We start from the raw sequence: 14608 nt of genomic DNA on the forward strand, positions 1-14608 counted from the left end.
TTGATGAATATGCCCGTAACTAAACCGGTCGCCACCGTCAAGGCGCCGGAACAACCGAAAACCGCGATCTCGGCCCTTTGGCGCCCGGCGCTGCTGCAAGCTTTCGTCAAGCTCGACCCACGGCAATTGCAACGTGCGCCGGTGATGTTGGTGGTCGAACTGACCGCGATCCTGACCACCGTGTTGTGCTTCGTGCCGGACACGGCGGTGCCGACCTTCGTCGCCGCGCAAATTGCCCTGTGGCTGTGGTTCACCGTGCTGTTTGCCAACTTCGCCGAAGCCTTGGCCGAAGGTCGCGGCAAGGCCCGTGCCGACAGCCTCAAGGCCGGTAGCGAAGGCCTCGGCGCCCGGCGCAAAACCAGCAACGGCACCTTTCAGGTAGTGCCGGCCACCAGCCTGCGCAAGGGCGATGTGGTGCGCGTCGAAGCAGGGGAGATGATCCCCGGTGACGGTGAAGTGATCGAAGGCATTGCGGCGGTCAACGAAGCCGCGATTACCGGTGAATCGGCACCGGTGATTCGCGAGTCCGGCGGCGACCGTTCGGCCGTCACCGGCAATACAAGGCTGGTGTCCGACTGGCTGCTGGTGAAGATTACCGCCAACCCCGGTGAGTCGACCCTGGACCGCATGATCGCCCTGGTCGAAGGCGCCAAACGCCAGAAGACTCCGAACGAAGTGGCGCTGGACATCCTGCTGATCGGCCTGACCCTGATCTTCCTGATGGTAGTCGTGACCCTGCAACCGTTCGCCCACTTTGCCAACGGCAGCCTGCCGCTGGTGTTCCTGGTGGCGTTGTTGGTCACGCTGATTCCGACCACCATCGGCGGTTTGCTGTCGGCCATCGGTATCGCCGGCATGGATCGGCTGGTACGCCTGAACGTGATCGCCAAGTCCGGTCGTGCGGTGGAAGCCGCGGGAGACGTGCACGTCCTGCTGCTGGACAAGACCGGCACCATCACCTTCGGTAACCGTCGTTGCTCGGCGGTGTATGCCGCCCCGGGTGTGACAGCCAGGGAACTGGCCGAAGGCGCATTGCTGGCTTCGCTGGCCGACGACACCGCCGAAGGCAAATCAATCGTCGAATACCTGCGTGGCACTCATCCGCAACCGGAGCCGTCCGCCGATGTGCTGACGGGCGTGCCTTTCAGTGCCGAAACCCGCTTGTCCGGTGTCGACTATCAGGGGTGCGTGTTCCGCAAAGGCGCGGTGGATTCGTTGCTGGCGTTCGTTGGTCTCAAGCGGGCTGATCTGGCTGCACCGCTGTCCCGTGAAATCGACCGGATCGCCCAAAGCGGCGGCACGCCGTTGCTGGTGTGTGCCGACGGCAAGTTGCTCGGTGCGATCCACCTCAAGGACGTGGTCAAGCCGGGCATCCGCGAGCGTTTCGCCGAGTTGCGCAAACTCGGCATTCGCACCGTCATGGTTACCGGCGACAACCCGTTGACCGCAGCCGCCATCGCCGCCGAAGCGGGTGTGGATGACGTGCTGGCGGAAGCCACACCGGAGAAAAAACTGGCGCGCATTCGTCACGAGCAAAACGACGGTCGTCTGGTCGCCATGTGCGGCGACGGCGCCAACGATGCCCCGGCATTGGCCCAGGCGGATGTCGGCATGGCGATGAACGATGGCACGCAAGCGGCACGTGAAGCGGCCAACATGGTCGACCTCGACAGCGACCCGACCAAGCTGCTGGACGTGGTGCAGATCGGCAAGGAATTGCTGGTGACCCGCGGTGCGCTGACAACCTTTTCCATCGCCAACGACGTGGCCAAGTACTTCGCGATCCTGCCGGCGCTGTTCGCCGCGATCTACCCGCAACTGGGCGTGCTCAACGTGATGCACCTGAGCAGCCCACAGAGCGCGATTCTCTCGGCGATCGTATTCAACGCCTTGATCATTGTGGTGCTGATCCCTCTGGCATTGCGCGGGGTGCGCGTGCAGGCGGCGAGTGCGGCGGCGTTGTTGCGACGCAATCTGCTGATCTATGGACTGGGCGGGATTCTGGTGCCGTTCGTGGGCATCAAGGCGATCGACATGCTGTTGACGGCGTTGCATCTGGTTTGACCTGACACCCCTGTAGGAGCGAGCCTGCTCGCGATGGTGGTTAACGATAACGCGCCCTTTCTGACAAAGCGCGGCGCCTTCAGATCCATCGCGAGCAAGCTCGCTCCCACAGGTTCTTCCTGCGAATTCGAGGATTTTGAAATGTCCACATTGATACGCCCGGCCCTGAGCCTGCTGGTCCTGATGACGCTGATCACCGGCGTCGCTTATCCACTGGTGGTCACCGGCGTGGCCCAGGTCGCGTTCCCGGACCAGGCCAACGGCAGCCTGGTGCGTGATGCCGAGGGCAAGGTCCGCGGTTCCTCGCAGATCGCCCAGGATTTCGTCGGTGACGCCTGGTTCCACCCGCGTCCTTCTACCGGAGCCTTTGCCACCGTGTCGAGCAGTGCCAGCAACCTGTCGCCGAGCAACCCGGCCCTGGCGACGCGGGTGATCGACGATGCCAACAAACTGCTGGTGCCAGGCCAGGGGCCGGTGCCATTGGCGCTGGTCACTACGTCCGGCAGTGGTCTTGATCCGCACTTGCCACCGGCGGCGATTGCCTATCAACTGGCGCGTGTTGCGGCGGCGCGCAATCTGCCGGCAGCGACACTGCAACAACTGCTGGACGCCCATATCGAGCAGCCATTGGTAGGCCCGCCGGTGGTGAATGTGCTGGAGTTGAATCTGGCGCTGGAAAAACTGTAAAGCGGCGCTGCTATTCGCGAGCAAGCCCGCTCCCACATTGGAATGCGTACTCCTGTGGGAGCGGGCTTGCTCGCGAAGACGGCAGAACAGTCACTACATCAATCCCGGTAAAAAGAGATCCCCAAGCATGAGCAACTCCGGCCGCGCCGACGCGCTGTTAGCAGACCTGCCCCGCGATGGTCGTGGCCGGCTCAAGGTATTTCTCGGCGCTGCGCCGGGGGTGGGCAAGACCTACGCCATGTTGCAAGCAGCCCACACCCAGTTACGCCAAGGGGTGAAAGTCATTGCCGGCGTCGTCGAAACCCACGGCCGGGCCGAAACCGAAGCACTGCTCGGCGGCTTGCCACAGCAGCCGTTGGTGCGCTTGGAATACCGTGGCGTGTTGCTCGAAGAGATGGACCTCGACGGTCTGATCAAAGCCAAACCGAAACTGGTGTTGGTCGATGAACTGGCGCACAGCAACGCCCCCGGCAGCCGTCACGAAAAACGCTGGCAGGACATTCAGGAGCTGCTCGCCGCCGGCATTGACGTGTACACCACGGTCAACGTCCAGCATTTGGAAAGCCTCAACGATCAGGTGCGCGGCATTACCGGCGTGCAGGTCCGTGAAACCCTGCCGGACTGGGTATTGCAGGAGGCCTACGAACTGCTGCTGATCGACTTGCCGCCACGGGAGCTGCTGGAGCGCCTGCGTGACGGCAAGGTCTATGTACCGGAACAGGCGCGGGCGGCCATCGACGCGTTCTTTTCCCAGACCAACCTGACGGCCCTGCGCGAACTGGCGATGCAAACCGCGGCGGCCCAGGTCGATAACGATCTGGCCCAGGGCTATCGCCAACTCGGTCAAGCGGCGCCAGCGGTGCGCGGGCGTTTGCTGGTAGGGGTCGACGGCGATGCCCAGGCCGAGCGTCTGGTACGCCATGCCAGTCGTGTGGCCCAACGGCGGCACCTGCCCTGGAGCCTGGTGCACGTGGACAACGGCCGCGTGCGGGACGAACAGTCGCGTCTGCGCCTGCAAAGCGCCCAGCAACTGGCCGAACGGCTGGGGGGGGAAGTGGTGTTGCTGCGGGCCGGTGAGGTGGCGAAAACCTTGATTCAGCATGCCGCCGAACGTCGTGCCAGCCTGGTGCTGGTCGGCCAGTCCCGGCCGCGCTTGCGCCGACGTCTGTTCGGTGGCGGGCTGGCGGCGCGGCTGCTGCGCAATGCCCGCGGACTGGAAATCAACGTTCTCGACAGCGATCACCAACCGCATCAACCCCATCAGCGGTCGATGCATTCACTGGTCTGGTTCGACTACGCGTTGGCCATGGTCGCGACGGTTCTGGCCAGCGCCCTGGCCTGGGCCGTGGCGAGTGCTCTGCCACTGCCGAATATTTCACTGGTTTTCCTCGCCGCCGTGTTGCTGGTGGCGGTGCGCAGCAGTCTGGGGCCGGCGCTGGCCTGTGCGGCGCTGTCGTTTCTGACCTATGACTTTCTGTTCATTCCACCGACTTTCTCGTTCAGCATCCAGCGCGAAGAAGACGTGCTGACCTTGCTGTTCTTCCTGCTGATGGCGGCCCTCACCGGCAACCTCGCGGCGCGCCAGCGTCGGCAATTGCAGGCCCTGCGCGACACCCAGGAAGAGACCACTGAATTGCTCGACCTGTCGCGCAAACTGACCGCCGCCACCGATCGCCAGGCCGTGGTCAGCGCGGCCGCCCAGCACCTCAACGGTTGGAGCGATGTGCAGCTGTGCCTGCTCAATCGCGACGGGCAAAACGGCTGGAAAGTCGAAACCGGTGGCCCGTTGGCGTTCACCGAAGCCGAACGCGCCGCCGCCGATTGGGCCTGGCAGCACGATCAACCGGCGGGTGCGGGCACCGGCACCTTGCCGTTCGGCCGCTGGTGGTGGTGGCCGTTATCGGTGGAGGACGGCCCGCTGGCGTTGCTCGGCGTGTGCGCCAGGGAAGGCCAGACCCTGAGCGGCCAGCGCCGACGCTTGTTGACCGCGCTGACCCAGCCGCTGGCCCAGGCGCTGGCCCGGGCGCAACTGGCCGATGATCTGGAAGCGGCGCGGCTGCACGGCGAAACCGAGCAGTTGCGCAGTGCCTTGCTGGCTTCGGTGTCCCACGATTTGCGCACACCGTTGACGTCCATGCGCGGCAGTATCGATAGCCTGCTGGCCCTGGGTGAAGCGATCCCGCTGGAGGATCGCCGTGAACTGCTCGAAGGCACCCGCGATGAAGCCGAGCGCCTTGACCGCTACATTCAAAACCTGCTCGATATGACCCGGCTCGGCCACGGAGCCCTGAAGCTGGCGCGGGACTGGGTATCGCCGGCAGACATCGTCGGCAGTGCGCTCAATCGTCTGCGGGCAGTCCTTGCGCCGTTGCAGGTCAGCATCGACGTGCCAGCCGAATTACCGTTGCTGTTCGTGCATGCCGCACTGATCGAACAGGCACTGATCAACGTGCTGGAAAACGCCGCGCGGTTTTCGCCGTCCCACGGGCGTTTGCAATTGCGCGCCGGGGCGGATGACAGTGAGCTGTTTTTTTCGGTCAGCGACGAGGGCCCGGGGATTCCGGAGGAGGAGCGGGCGAAGATTTTCGACATGTTCTACACCGCGGCGCGGGGTGATCGTGGCGGGCAGGGGACCGGCTTGGGGCTGGCGATTTGTCAGGGCATGGTCGGTGCCCATGGCGGGCGCATCAGCGTCGCCGACGGCATCGAGGGGCGCGGCACCTGCATCACGTTGCACCTGCCGCTACAGGCTCAGCCGGGATACGAGAGTGAAGCCTGATCGTGCTTGCGCTACTCTCTTGCCACTTCTTTGTGTTGATGTGAATACATGAGCCAGACCGCGACCATTTTGGTCATCGACGACGAACCGCAGATCCGCAAGTTCCTGCGCATCAGCCTCGCATCCCAGGGCTATAAAGTGTTGGAGGCCGGCACCGGCAGTGAAGGGTTGGCGCAAGCTGCGTTGAACAAACCGGACTTGCTGGTGCTCGACCTGGGCTTGCCGGACATGGACGGCCAACAGGTATTGCGCGATTTTCGCGAGTGGTCGACGGTGCCCGTGCTGGTGCTCTCCGTGCGCGCCGGTGAAGGGCAGAAAGTCGAGGCCCTGGATGGCGGCGCCAATGACTACGTGACCAAGCCGTTCGGCATTCAGGAATTCCTGGCGCGGATTCGTGCGCTGTTGCGCCAGGCGCCCGTCGGCGAGGTCCAGCAAGCGGCGCTGACCTTCGGTCCATTGACGGTCGACCTGGCGTATCGCCGGGTACTGCTCGACGGTACCGAAGTTGCGCTGACTCGCAAGGAATACGCCGTGCTGGCGCAACTGGCGCGACATCCCGGGCGGGTGATCACCCAGCAGCAATTGCTCAAGGACATCTGGGGGCCGACGCACACCGAAGACACTCATTACCTGCGCATCGTGGTCGGGCACTTGCGCCAGAAACTGGCGGATGACCCAACACGTCCACGGTTCATCGTGACTGAAGCGGGGGTGGGGTATCGGTTATTGAGTGAAGAGGTTTGACGTTCTGTGGTGACTGACCTGACGTCTTCGCGAGCAAGCCCGCTCCCACAATGAGCGCATCGGTCACAAATCATGTGTACGACGCGAACCTTGTGGGAGCGGGCTTGCTCGCGAAGAGGCCCTGATAGTCACCACAAAGCTTTCAGACATTCAGTTCTGCTCATTCTCATAGCGATCCAGCGTATCCCGCGCAATTTCCCGCCCCAGCGCGATCAGCTCCGGCGCCTTGTAGAACTCGAAAAACCGGCACACGCGTTTGGGCACGTTGATCAGGATGTCCGGCGGATACCCGGCAATCTTGTACTGTGCCAGCGACGTCTGCATCACCTCGAAACTCTGGTTGATCAAGTCCAGCAAGGACGCCGGTCCGACGTTGTCGATGATGAACGAGCCGGTGGCGGAGCGGGGCGCGCCACTGGTTTCCGGAGCCGCCGCGGGTTGCTGCGCCTCGGGCTCGGCGGACTCGATCCACGGGTTGAGGTCCGCACCTTCGGCCTTCAAGGCTTCCTGTTCCAGAACCAACAATTGTTCAGCCTGTTTGCGCCGGAACGGCAACTTCGAGCCGACGGAGTTGATCAGGCTGTCGAAGCGGGTCTTGAAGGCGGCGGGACGCTGGATGACCGGCAATTGATAGTGGCGCTGGTTGGTGGAGTTGAGGTTGACCGCGATGATCAGATCGCAATGGCTCGACACCACCGGCACGATCGGCAGCGGGTTGAGAATGCCGCCATCCACCAGCATGCGGTTGCCCTGCATCACCGGCGTGAACAGGCTGGGAATCGCTGCCGAGGCGCGCATGGCCTGATGCAGGCAACCTTCCTGGAACCAGATTTCCTGTTGATTAGACAGGTCGGTGGCTACCGCGGTGTAGGGGATGCGCAAATCTTCGATGTTGATCTCGCCGACGATCTTGCGGATTTGCCCGAAGACTTTCTCGCCACGAATCGCCCCCAGACGAAAACTGACGTCTACCAGACGCAGCACGTCGAGATAGTCCAGGCTCTCGATCCAGTCGCGGTAATCATTGAGTTTGCCGGCGGCGTAGATCCCGCCCACCACTGCGCCCATGGAACAACCGGCGACACAGGCGATGTCATAGCCGCGCCGTTCGATCTCTTCAATGACCCCAATATGCGCATAACCCCGGGCTCCACCCGAGCCCAATACCAGTGCGACACGCTTTTTCATGAATCGCCCTCGTTTGAATGGTTCAACAATGCACCCATCGAGGGTCATGCTTCAATCGCCATGGTCGTTCGATGGGGCAGGAGCGTCGTATTTTCGACACTCCATGGCGGCACATGGTTATTCTCGTCAGCGCTATAGTTTGCATAGCGGACCAACGGCACTTTTCAGGTGCCACACCGTCTTACCTGCACGACTGTTGACCTATCTTTGAGGAGTGAGTGATGAAAGCCTGGATCTGCGTGCCATTGATTGCCCTGGCGCTTGCCGGTTGTGCCGGCAAAACCGCCTACCGCGACAGCTGTGGCAGCCAGCTCGATGCCGCCTGGCATGAGCTGGACCTGGCCAAGGCCGAAGGTTTCGCCGGGACCGTCAGCTACTCCAAAGCCTTGTCGCTGTTGACCGCGGCCAAGACCCAGCAGCAATTCGAAGGGTTCGAAGGCTGCTCCCACAAGGCCGAGAAGGCCCGCTTCTATATTCGTGAGTCGCGCGCGGGGCGTTGAAGGCAAAAAGTAGCGTCAGGCTCTAAGCTAGGACATGCAAGACTCATCGGGCTTGCAGCTCGTAGCCTGGAGCCTGGCGCTGTTTACGGAGTAAACCCCCATGATCGATCGGTTGGTGGCTCAAGTTCTGGGCCTGGAAGTTCGTCTGCTGGCCTGTCAGGCGCGCTTGAAAGAGCGTACTGACCCTGAAGCGTTACACGATCTGCGCACAACCATGCGTCGGTTACGCAGCCTGTTGCGACCCTTGCGCGGGCTGCCCGGTGTCGAACAACTGGAAGCGGCAGCCTCCAGGGTGGGCGAGCTGACCACGCCATTACGTGATCGCGAAGTGCTGGCGGCTCACCTGCTCCAGCATCATCAACCCCAGGCCGCACAGCGGCGCATGGCGCAAATGGCCGAGGCCTATCCGGCCGTTGCGGCCAGCCCGGAGCTCGCGCAATTGCTGATCGTCCTCGATGCGTTTCCGCGTTTTCTGCGTGCCGCCCAGCGCCAGGGATTGCTCAAGGGCCTGCGCAAGCGCATCGAAAAGCGCCTGGGCAAACAGTGGAAAATACTCGACGAGGCACTGCATGACCCGGCCCACGATCGTCATCGGCTGCGCCTGCTGATCAAGCGGGTGCGCTATGGCATCGACGCTTACCCCGAACTGGACCGTTTGCCGAAAGCGGCCATGCCCCATTTGAAATCGGCCCAGGGCGCGCTGGGTGACTGGCACGATTGCGTGCAATGGCTGGCCATGGCTGAACGGGAAGCGGATTTGCAGCCCTGTGTTGCGGTCTGGACCGCCACCATGGCCGAGGCCGAAAGCCGTGCAGACCAGGTGCTGGAAAAGCTCAGCAAGGCCTGTTTCAAACCCTGAAAACACCGGAGATCCATTGTAGGAGCGAGCCTGCTCGCGATGAGGTCGTGACATTCAACATTGATGTTGGTTGTCCGGGCGCTATCGCGAGCAGGCTCGCTCTTACAGGTTATATGTTCAGCACGAGCCTTGTGCGGCTCATCTGTCAGTCAATTTGGCCGGAATAGGCGATGTATCAACTTCGCCAGATGGTTAAGATCCCTTCGTCATTTTTCGATCCTTGAGGTTTTCATGCGTTTTTCCGAACTGCTCGACGCTGTCCGTAGCCAGCCGCTGCAGCTGTCTATCCCGGCCTCCTGGGCCCAGGGGCGCGCCAGTTTCGGTGGCCTGGTGGCCGCCCTGCAGTACGAGGCCATGCGTGCCCGGGTGCCGGCGGATCGTCCGGTGCGCTCGCTGGCAATCACCTTTGTCGGCCCGGTTGAACCCGAGGCTCCGGTCAGTTTTGAAGTCGACGTGTTGCGCGAAGGCAAGGCGGTCAGCCAGGTATTGGGTCGGGTGATGCAGAAGGGGCAGGTGGTGACGTTGATCCAGGGCAGTTTTGGCGCCTCACGCCCTTCGGAGGTGGTGGTGACCGCGGAACCGGCACCTGCAATGAAGCACTGGGACGAGTGCCAGGAATTGCCTTTTGTCGAAGGCGTCCTCCCGGAGTTCATGCGGCATCTGGCGATGCGCTGGAGTGTCGGCGGGCTGCCGTTCAGCGGCAGCACATCCCGGCAAATGGGCGGCTGGGTGCGCCTGCGCGGCGACGTCAAAGAAGAGGCCATCAGCGAGGCGCATATCCTGGCACTGGTGGACGCCTGGCCGCCGGCCCTGATGCCTTTTCTGAAGAAACCGGCGATGGGCAGCACACTGACCTGGACCATCGAATTCGTGCAACCGCTGCTGGAACTGAACACCCTGGACTGGTGCAAATACCTCGTCGAAACCGAGCATGCCGCCGACGGCTACGGGCATGCCGCCGCGAAAATGTGGAGCGCGGATGGTCGGTTGATCGCCATGAGCCGGCAGACGGTGACCGTGTTTGCCTGATCAGTGACGGCGGTGGCGCTCGCGCCAGGCGCGCCACCAGCCACCGCTGAGGAAGAACCGCGGAAACGTCAGGAACTGCTCGACCATCAAGCGCGATATCGCATCCTTGCGGTCACTGAAGGGTTCGGAGGCTTGCGCCTCCAGGCTGTGACCGTGACGTTGCAAGGCCAGCGCGGCAATCACACCGATCACGCCGATGGCGATGTTCGAAAGGGTCAGGCTGAACACCCCGGACACGATCAACAGAAACGCCACGATGAACAGCGGCACCGCGATCAGGTGCAACACCAGATTGGTCGGGTGCTGATGATTGCTCGGGTACGCTCGCCATTGCCAGGCGGGAAGGTTGGGGTGACGTTTGCCCATGATGCTGTTCCTCGATCCATGTTGAATACATGTGATGAAGAATAGGCCCAGTCAATGCTGGCGGCGAATCAAGGCTGGCTATTGGCTTGATAGGCGCCATGGTCAACATTGATGTCGCCGGTTCCGGCTTCATCGCGGGCAAGTCGGATCGCCGCACCGCCGCTCCCACAGGGGTCTTCAGTGTCCGCACAATTTATGCTTCGCATTGCCCTCTGTGGGAGCGGGCTTGCCCGCGATGAGGCCCTCAAAGTTTCAGCTGACCTATCGCCTTGCTCAACTCCCCGGCTAGCGCGGCCAGCTCATTGCTGGTCGTCGCCGAAGTCACCGTCTGCTGCACCGTGTTCTCGGTCACGTCACGGATGCCCACCACCGCCCGGTTCATCTCTTCCGCCACCTGGCTCTGCTGCTCGGCCGCCACCGCGATCTGTGTATTGCTTTCACGCATCTGCACCACCGCGCCAGTGATCTCGGCCAATGCCGCGCCAGCCTCTTGCGCCTGTTGCACGCAGTCGTCGGCCTTGAACGAGCTCTCCTGCATGAAATCCACGGCGTCCCGCGTTCCGGCCTGCAACGCTGACACCATGATCGTGATTTCGTCCGTGGAGGCCTGCACGCGTTTGGCAAGGTTGCGCACTTCATCGGCGACCACGGCAAACCCGCGACCCATTTCGCCGGCCCGGGCCGCTTCGATGGCGGCGTTGAGTGCCAACAGATTGGTCTGCTCGGCGATGCTGTGAATCACGTTGACCACGCCGTTTATCTTCTGACTGTCCTCAGCCAGGCGTTGAATCATCTCGGCAGTCTGCTGGACGCCGGTGGACAGTCCGGCAATCGAGCGCTGCACCCGTGTCACGACCTCCTGGCCGCTGCCGGCCAAGGTATCGGCCGATTGCGAAAGGTCACGGGTGGCACCCGCGTGTTGGGCGATGTGATAGACCGTTGCGGTCATTTCATTGATCGCCGTGGCGGCCTGATCGGTTTCGCTTTGCTGACCGAGCATGCCGTGGCGCACTTCATTCATACTGGCCGCCAGCCGTGCGGCACCGACGTCCAGTTGCCGGGCGGTGTTGGCGACGGTGTTGACCACCCGTTGATAACCGGCCTGCATGGCGTTGAAGGCGTTGGCCATTTGCCCGACTTCGTCGCTGCAAGACAATGGCACGCGGGCTGACAGGTCGCCGGTTTTCTCCACGTGGAGCATGACGTCTTTCAAGGTATTGAGCTGGCTGAGCAGGAAGCGGATCAATAACTGCGATGCGCCGAGCATTGCCAGCATCAGGATGAACACCGCCAACGCGTAGTTGGCGAAGCGCTCGCTGAACACCTGGCTCAGGCTTGGCCCGTGGACAATCACAGCGACCTGCTGGCCGTCGGCGCGCGCGAACACTTCGGCACCCATCAATGGATTGTCACCGAACAACGGCATTGAGTTGATCTCGACCCAGCCGTTTGCATGGGTGAGTTGCGGTATGGGTTGTCCATTCAGCGATGGCGCCTGTCCGCGATTGAACGTCAGCAGGTTATCGGTCTCGGGCAGCGGTTGCCCGGCAGGCCAGGCGCCAAGCAATCGCGCCTGTGACTGAGCCGAAGCCCGGGATGCATGACTGCGGGCCTGTTGTTCGAGCTGCACGGCGTACAGCACCAGCAAAAGCGTGGTGATGAAGGCGACAGCGTTGACCGCCCAGAATTTGTATTTCAGCGAGATATTGCTAAGCCAGGCACCCATGGAGGTCTTCTCTGATAGCGGAAACAGTTTTGGCAAGGTGCCAGCATTGTGCCGCTACTCAGAAATTCGAACCTTGATACAAGTCAATGTGGGAGCAGTGTTTACAGGGCGATGGTGGGCAGCCGGTAAAACGCCCGAGCACACGCCGTAGTATGCGCCGCCAGATCTTCCTGGCTTTCCCCGCGATGCAGTGCCACTTCGCGCAATACTTCGGTCAGGTATGCAGGCTCGTTTCGCCCGTTTTTCGGCTTGGGGCGCAGGCTGCGCGGCAGCAGGTACGGTGCATCGCTTTCGAGCATCAGGCGCCCGCGCTTGATCTCCTTGACCAGCGGATGCAAATGCATGCCCCGGCGTTCGTCGCAGATCCAGCCGGTAATGCCGATGTGCAAGTCCAGGTCGAGATAGCTGAACAGTGCCTTCTGTTCGCCAGTGAAACAGTGAACAACGGCAGCCGGCAGCCGGTCGCGGAAGTCGTGCAGGATTTCCAGCAAACGCTGGCTGGCGTCGCGTTCGTGCAGAAAGACCGGCAGTTGCAATTCAACGGCCATGGCCAGATGTTCTTCGAGGACCTTTTCCTGCTGCGGGCGCGGCGAGAAGTCACGGTTGAAATCCAGCCCGCATTCACCCACGGCCACCACATTTGGCTCCTTGAGCAAGCTGCGCAAACGTCGGGCACTGTCGGCGTTCCAGTCACTGGCGCAGTGAGGGTGAATACCGGCGGTGGCGAACAGGCGCTGAGTGCTTTCGTCCAGTTGCTGGCACAGTTCAAGGGCCTGCTCGCTGCCCTCGATGCTGGTGCCGGTCAGCACCAGTTGGCATACACCGGCCGCGTAGGCACGGTCGAGTACGGCCTGGTGTTTGTCGGCAAAGCTGGGGTTGGTCAGGTTGACGCCGATATCGATGAGTTGCATGGTGCTACCTCGGGCCAAAGGCCGGAAAGCATATCAGAGCCGTGGATTTATAAGAAAAGCCAAGAACTACAACGAGTTAGCGCTGTCTCTTGAGCCGCGGGGCAGGCCGGGTTGGTGGTTTTGCCATCATTGTGCCAGTCTTTCGCACGTTGCCAGCGCCCAAGGCGCTCTGTTTTGTCGCTGCGCTTGATGCCATTTGTCATTGAAGCGTGCCTCATATTCTTTCCGGAGAGTGGATGATTCGTCCCTCGGTTTTGCTACTGCTGTGCTGTTCGCTGCTACTGCCGATGTCGGCGGTCGCGCGTCTGCCCGGGCCGCTGCAAGCCGTACCGGCCAGCAAGGTGCGCGATCTTGCGGAAATTCGCAGCAGCCGAGTGCTGCGGGTATTGGTCAACCAGAGCCGCAACAGTTCCGGCGAAGTTCAGGGGCAGGCGATCGGGGTCGAATACCATCGCCTCAGAGCGTTCGAGCAATACCTCAACGGCCACGCCCGTGACGGCCAGGAAATCACCCTCAAGATCATTCCCAAGGCCAAGGATCAACTGCTCGGCGCATTGCAACGCGGGGAGGGTGATCTGGTGGCGCCGGGAGAGTTGCTCGATCTGCAGGCGGGCTTCGCCGTCAGCACCAGTGAGCCTATTGCCAGTAACATCCCGTTGGTCTTGGTGGGCATCAAGGGCGAACGCCGCTACACCCGGCTTGAACAGCTTTCCGGCAAGACCCTGGCCTTGCCTGCCGGCAGCGCCGCCGGGGAGGATGTCAGCCAGATCAATCAAAAGCTCGCCTTGCACAAACTGCCACCCGTCAAAATCGAATGGGTCGATCCGAGCCTTGCCGTCGAGGATGTGCTGGAGATGGTCCAGGGCGGGATCTTCCACCTGACCATCGTTGAGCAGCCGATTGCCGAACGCTGGGGCAAGATCCTGCCCAAGCTGCGTTTCGACAAGCAGGTACTCGTCAGTGAGCCGGGAGAGGAGTTCTGGTTCGTGCGCCGTGATGCCTCGATGCTGCGGGCCAGCATTGATCGCTTCCTCACCGCTTACAAAAAACCATCGGATCAGGACGCCGCGTTCCTGCGGATCTATCGGCGTCTCTATCAAGTGCATTACCCGCTGGCCAAGGCGGACCGGCAGCGGCTGGAAAAACTTCGCCCGGTGCTGCAAAAACACGCCGACGCCCAAGGCATGGACTGGCTGAACCTGGCAGCGTTGGCGTTCAAGGAATCAGCGCTGCAGCCCGCAGCCCGGAGTGGCGGTGGTCCGACCGGTCTGATGCAGATCACGCCTTCTGCAGCGCAGCGGGTGGGGGTCAACAATATCCAGGACGTAGACGGCAATGTGCAGGCCGGGGCCAAGTACCTGGCGATGATCCGGCGCAAGTTTTTTGCCAGCCCAAAACTCAATGAGCGCGAACGCATGGCCTTCGTGCTGGCAGCCTACAACATCGGGCCGGAGCGGGTTCAGGGCATGCGCGCCGAAGCCCGGCGGCGAGGGTTGAATCCCAACCAGTGGTTCTTCCAGGTCGAACGGGTTGCCATGGAGCAAGTGGGCATGGGGCCCGTCAGCTATGTTAATAGCGTGAACAAGTATTACTTGGCGTTTGATCGGGAGCGGGAGTCATTGGAGCCCCAGGGACAAAAGGTTGCCTCACGTAAATAATCAACTAATCTGATTGTTATTACAGGTTTTTTGCGCTTTTAACATATGATTTACTGATTAATATAGCGGCCAACCAATACACATTAGCAAGGAATGA

12 protein-coding genes are annotated in these 14608 nt (G+C 61.8%); 8 read left to right on the forward strand and 4 right to left on the reverse strand.

Annotation, left to right across the window (positions count from 1 at the left end):
- Nucleotides 1-3: 3 nt before the first annotated feature.
- From kdpB to RS887_RS17130, 4 genes are all read left to right on the forward strand, one after another.
- Entirely contained in the window at nt 4-2064 is a 2061-nt protein-coding gene (kdpB, locus tag RS887_RS17115; protein ID WP_322616258.1) for a potassium-transporting ATPase subunit KdpB, read from the forward strand.
- Nucleotides 2065-2205: 141 nt separating this feature from the next.
- Nucleotides 2206-2751, forward strand: coding sequence for a potassium-transporting ATPase subunit KdpC (gene kdpC / locus RS887_RS17120; protein ID WP_322616259.1), 546 nt, complete (start codon nt 2206-2208; stop codon nt 2749-2751).
- 127 nt (nt 2752-2878) lie between these two features.
- Nucleotides 2879-5530, forward strand: coding sequence for a sensor histidine kinase KdpD (locus tag RS887_RS17125; protein ID WP_322616260.1), 2652 nt, complete (start codon nt 2879-2881; stop codon nt 5528-5530).
- Nucleotides 5531-5578: 48 nt separating this feature from the next.
- Nucleotides 5579-6274 carry a response regulator gene (locus RS887_RS17130; RefSeq protein ID WP_322616261.1) on the forward strand — a complete coding sequence of 232 codons (696 nt, stop codon included), beginning with the start codon at nt 5579-5581 and terminating at the stop codon, nt 6272-6274.
- Nucleotides 6275-6424: 150 nt separating this feature from the next.
- On the opposite strand, the gene RS887_RS17135 is transcribed toward RS887_RS17130, so the two are convergent.
- Complete coding sequence (locus RS887_RS17135; protein WP_322616262.1) at nt 6425-7462, reverse strand: patatin-like phospholipase family protein; 1038 nt, start codon at nt 7460-7462, stop codon at nt 6425-6427.
- A gap of 221 nt (nt 7463-7683) precedes the next feature.
- On the opposite strand from RS887_RS17135, the gene RS887_RS17140 reads away from it, so the two are divergent.
- The 3 genes from RS887_RS17140 to RS887_RS17150 all read left to right on the forward strand — a co-directional run bounded on the left by RS887_RS17140 (nt 7684) and on the right by RS887_RS17150 (nt 9850).
- Nucleotides 7684-7962, forward strand: a complete 279-nt coding sequence (locus RS887_RS17140; RefSeq protein ID WP_008017838.1) for a hypothetical protein — start codon at nt 7684-7686, stop codon at nt 7960-7962.
- 100 nt (nt 7963-8062) lie between these two features.
- Nucleotides 8063-8821, forward strand: a complete 759-nt coding sequence (locus RS887_RS17145) for a CHAD domain-containing protein (protein WP_322616263.1) — start codon at nt 8063-8065, stop codon at nt 8819-8821.
- Nucleotides 8822-9052: 231 nt separating this feature from the next.
- Nucleotides 9053-9850, forward strand: a complete 798-nt coding sequence (locus RS887_RS17150) for a thioesterase family protein (RefSeq protein WP_322616264.1) — start codon at nt 9053-9055, stop codon at nt 9848-9850.
- Here RS887_RS17150 and RS887_RS17155 read toward each other — a convergent pair whose 3' ends face one another.
- The 3 genes from RS887_RS17155 to RS887_RS17165 all read right to left on the reverse strand — a co-directional run bounded on the left by RS887_RS17155 (nt 9851) and on the right by RS887_RS17165 (nt 12853).
- Nucleotides 9851-10216: an Mpo1-like protein gene (locus RS887_RS17155; RefSeq protein WP_322616265.1), complete on the reverse strand. Its 366-nt coding sequence runs from the start codon at nt 10214-10216 to the stop codon at nt 9851-9853. It lies immediately after the preceding gene.
- Between the two features lie 244 nt (nt 10217-10460).
- Nucleotides 10461-11942 carry a methyl-accepting chemotaxis protein gene (locus RS887_RS17160; protein WP_322616266.1) on the reverse strand — a complete coding sequence of 494 codons (1482 nt, stop codon included), beginning with the start codon at nt 11940-11942 and terminating at the stop codon, nt 10461-10463.
- Between the two features lie 101 nt (nt 11943-12043).
- Nucleotides 12044-12853, reverse strand: a complete 810-nt coding sequence (locus tag RS887_RS17165) for a TatD family hydrolase (protein ID WP_322616267.1) — start codon at nt 12851-12853, stop codon at nt 12044-12046.
- A 236-nt stretch (nt 12854-13089) separates the two neighbouring features.
- Here RS887_RS17165 and RS887_RS17170 point away from each other — a divergent pair, with 236 nt between their 5' ends.
- Nucleotides 13090-14511, forward strand: a complete 1422-nt coding sequence (locus RS887_RS17170; RefSeq protein WP_322616268.1) for a transglycosylase SLT domain-containing protein — start codon at nt 13090-13092, stop codon at nt 14509-14511.
- Nucleotides 14512-14608: the final 97 nt, after the last annotated feature.

The organism is Pseudomonas sp. BIC9C, from assembly GCF_034541995.1.
GTDB classification, from domain to species: domain Bacteria; phylum Pseudomonadota; class Gammaproteobacteria; order Pseudomonadales; family Pseudomonadaceae; genus Aquipseudomonas; species Aquipseudomonas fluorescens_CC.

Bases quoted from the DNA above. Each gene is read 5' to 3' on its own strand.
- RS887_RS17170 (WP_322616268.1), top strand. From the start codon at position 13,090: ATGATTCGTCCCTCGGTTTTGCTACTGCTGTGCTGTTCGCTGCTACTG.
- RS887_RS17160 (WP_322616266.1), bottom strand. From the start codon at position 11,942: ATGGGTGCCTGGCTTAGCAATATCTCGCTGAAATACAAATTCTGGGCG.
- kdpB (WP_322616258.1), top strand. From the start codon at position 4: ATGAATATGCCCGTAACTAAACCGGTCGCCACCGTCAAGGCGCCGGAA.
- kdpC (WP_322616259.1), top strand. From the start codon at position 2,206: ATGTCCACATTGATACGCCCGGCCCTGAGCCTGCTGGTCCTGATGACG.
- RS887_RS17145 (WP_322616263.1), top strand. From the start codon at position 8,063: ATGATCGATCGGTTGGTGGCTCAAGTTCTGGGCCTGGAAGTTCGTCTG.
- RS887_RS17165 (WP_322616267.1), bottom strand. From the start codon at position 12,853: ATGCAACTCATCGATATCGGCGTCAACCTGACCAACCCCAGCTTTGCC.
- RS887_RS17155 (WP_322616265.1), bottom strand. From the start codon at position 10,216: ATGGGCAAACGTCACCCCAACCTTCCCGCCTGGCAATGGCGAGCGTAC.
- RS887_RS17140 (WP_008017838.1), top strand. From the start codon at position 7,684: ATGAAAGCCTGGATCTGCGTGCCATTGATTGCCCTGGCGCTTGCCGGT.
- RS887_RS17135 (WP_322616262.1), bottom strand. From the start codon at position 7,462: ATGAAAAAGCGTGTCGCACTGGTATTGGGCTCGGGTGGAGCCCGGGGT.
- RS887_RS17150 (WP_322616264.1), top strand. From the start codon at position 9,053: ATGCGTTTTTCCGAACTGCTCGACGCTGTCCGTAGCCAGCCGCTGCAG.
- RS887_RS17130 (WP_322616261.1), top strand. From the start codon at position 5,579: ATGAGCCAGACCGCGACCATTTTGGTCATCGACGACGAACCGCAGATC.
- RS887_RS17125 (WP_322616260.1), top strand. From the start codon at position 2,879: ATGAGCAACTCCGGCCGCGCCGACGCGCTGTTAGCAGACCTGCCCCGC.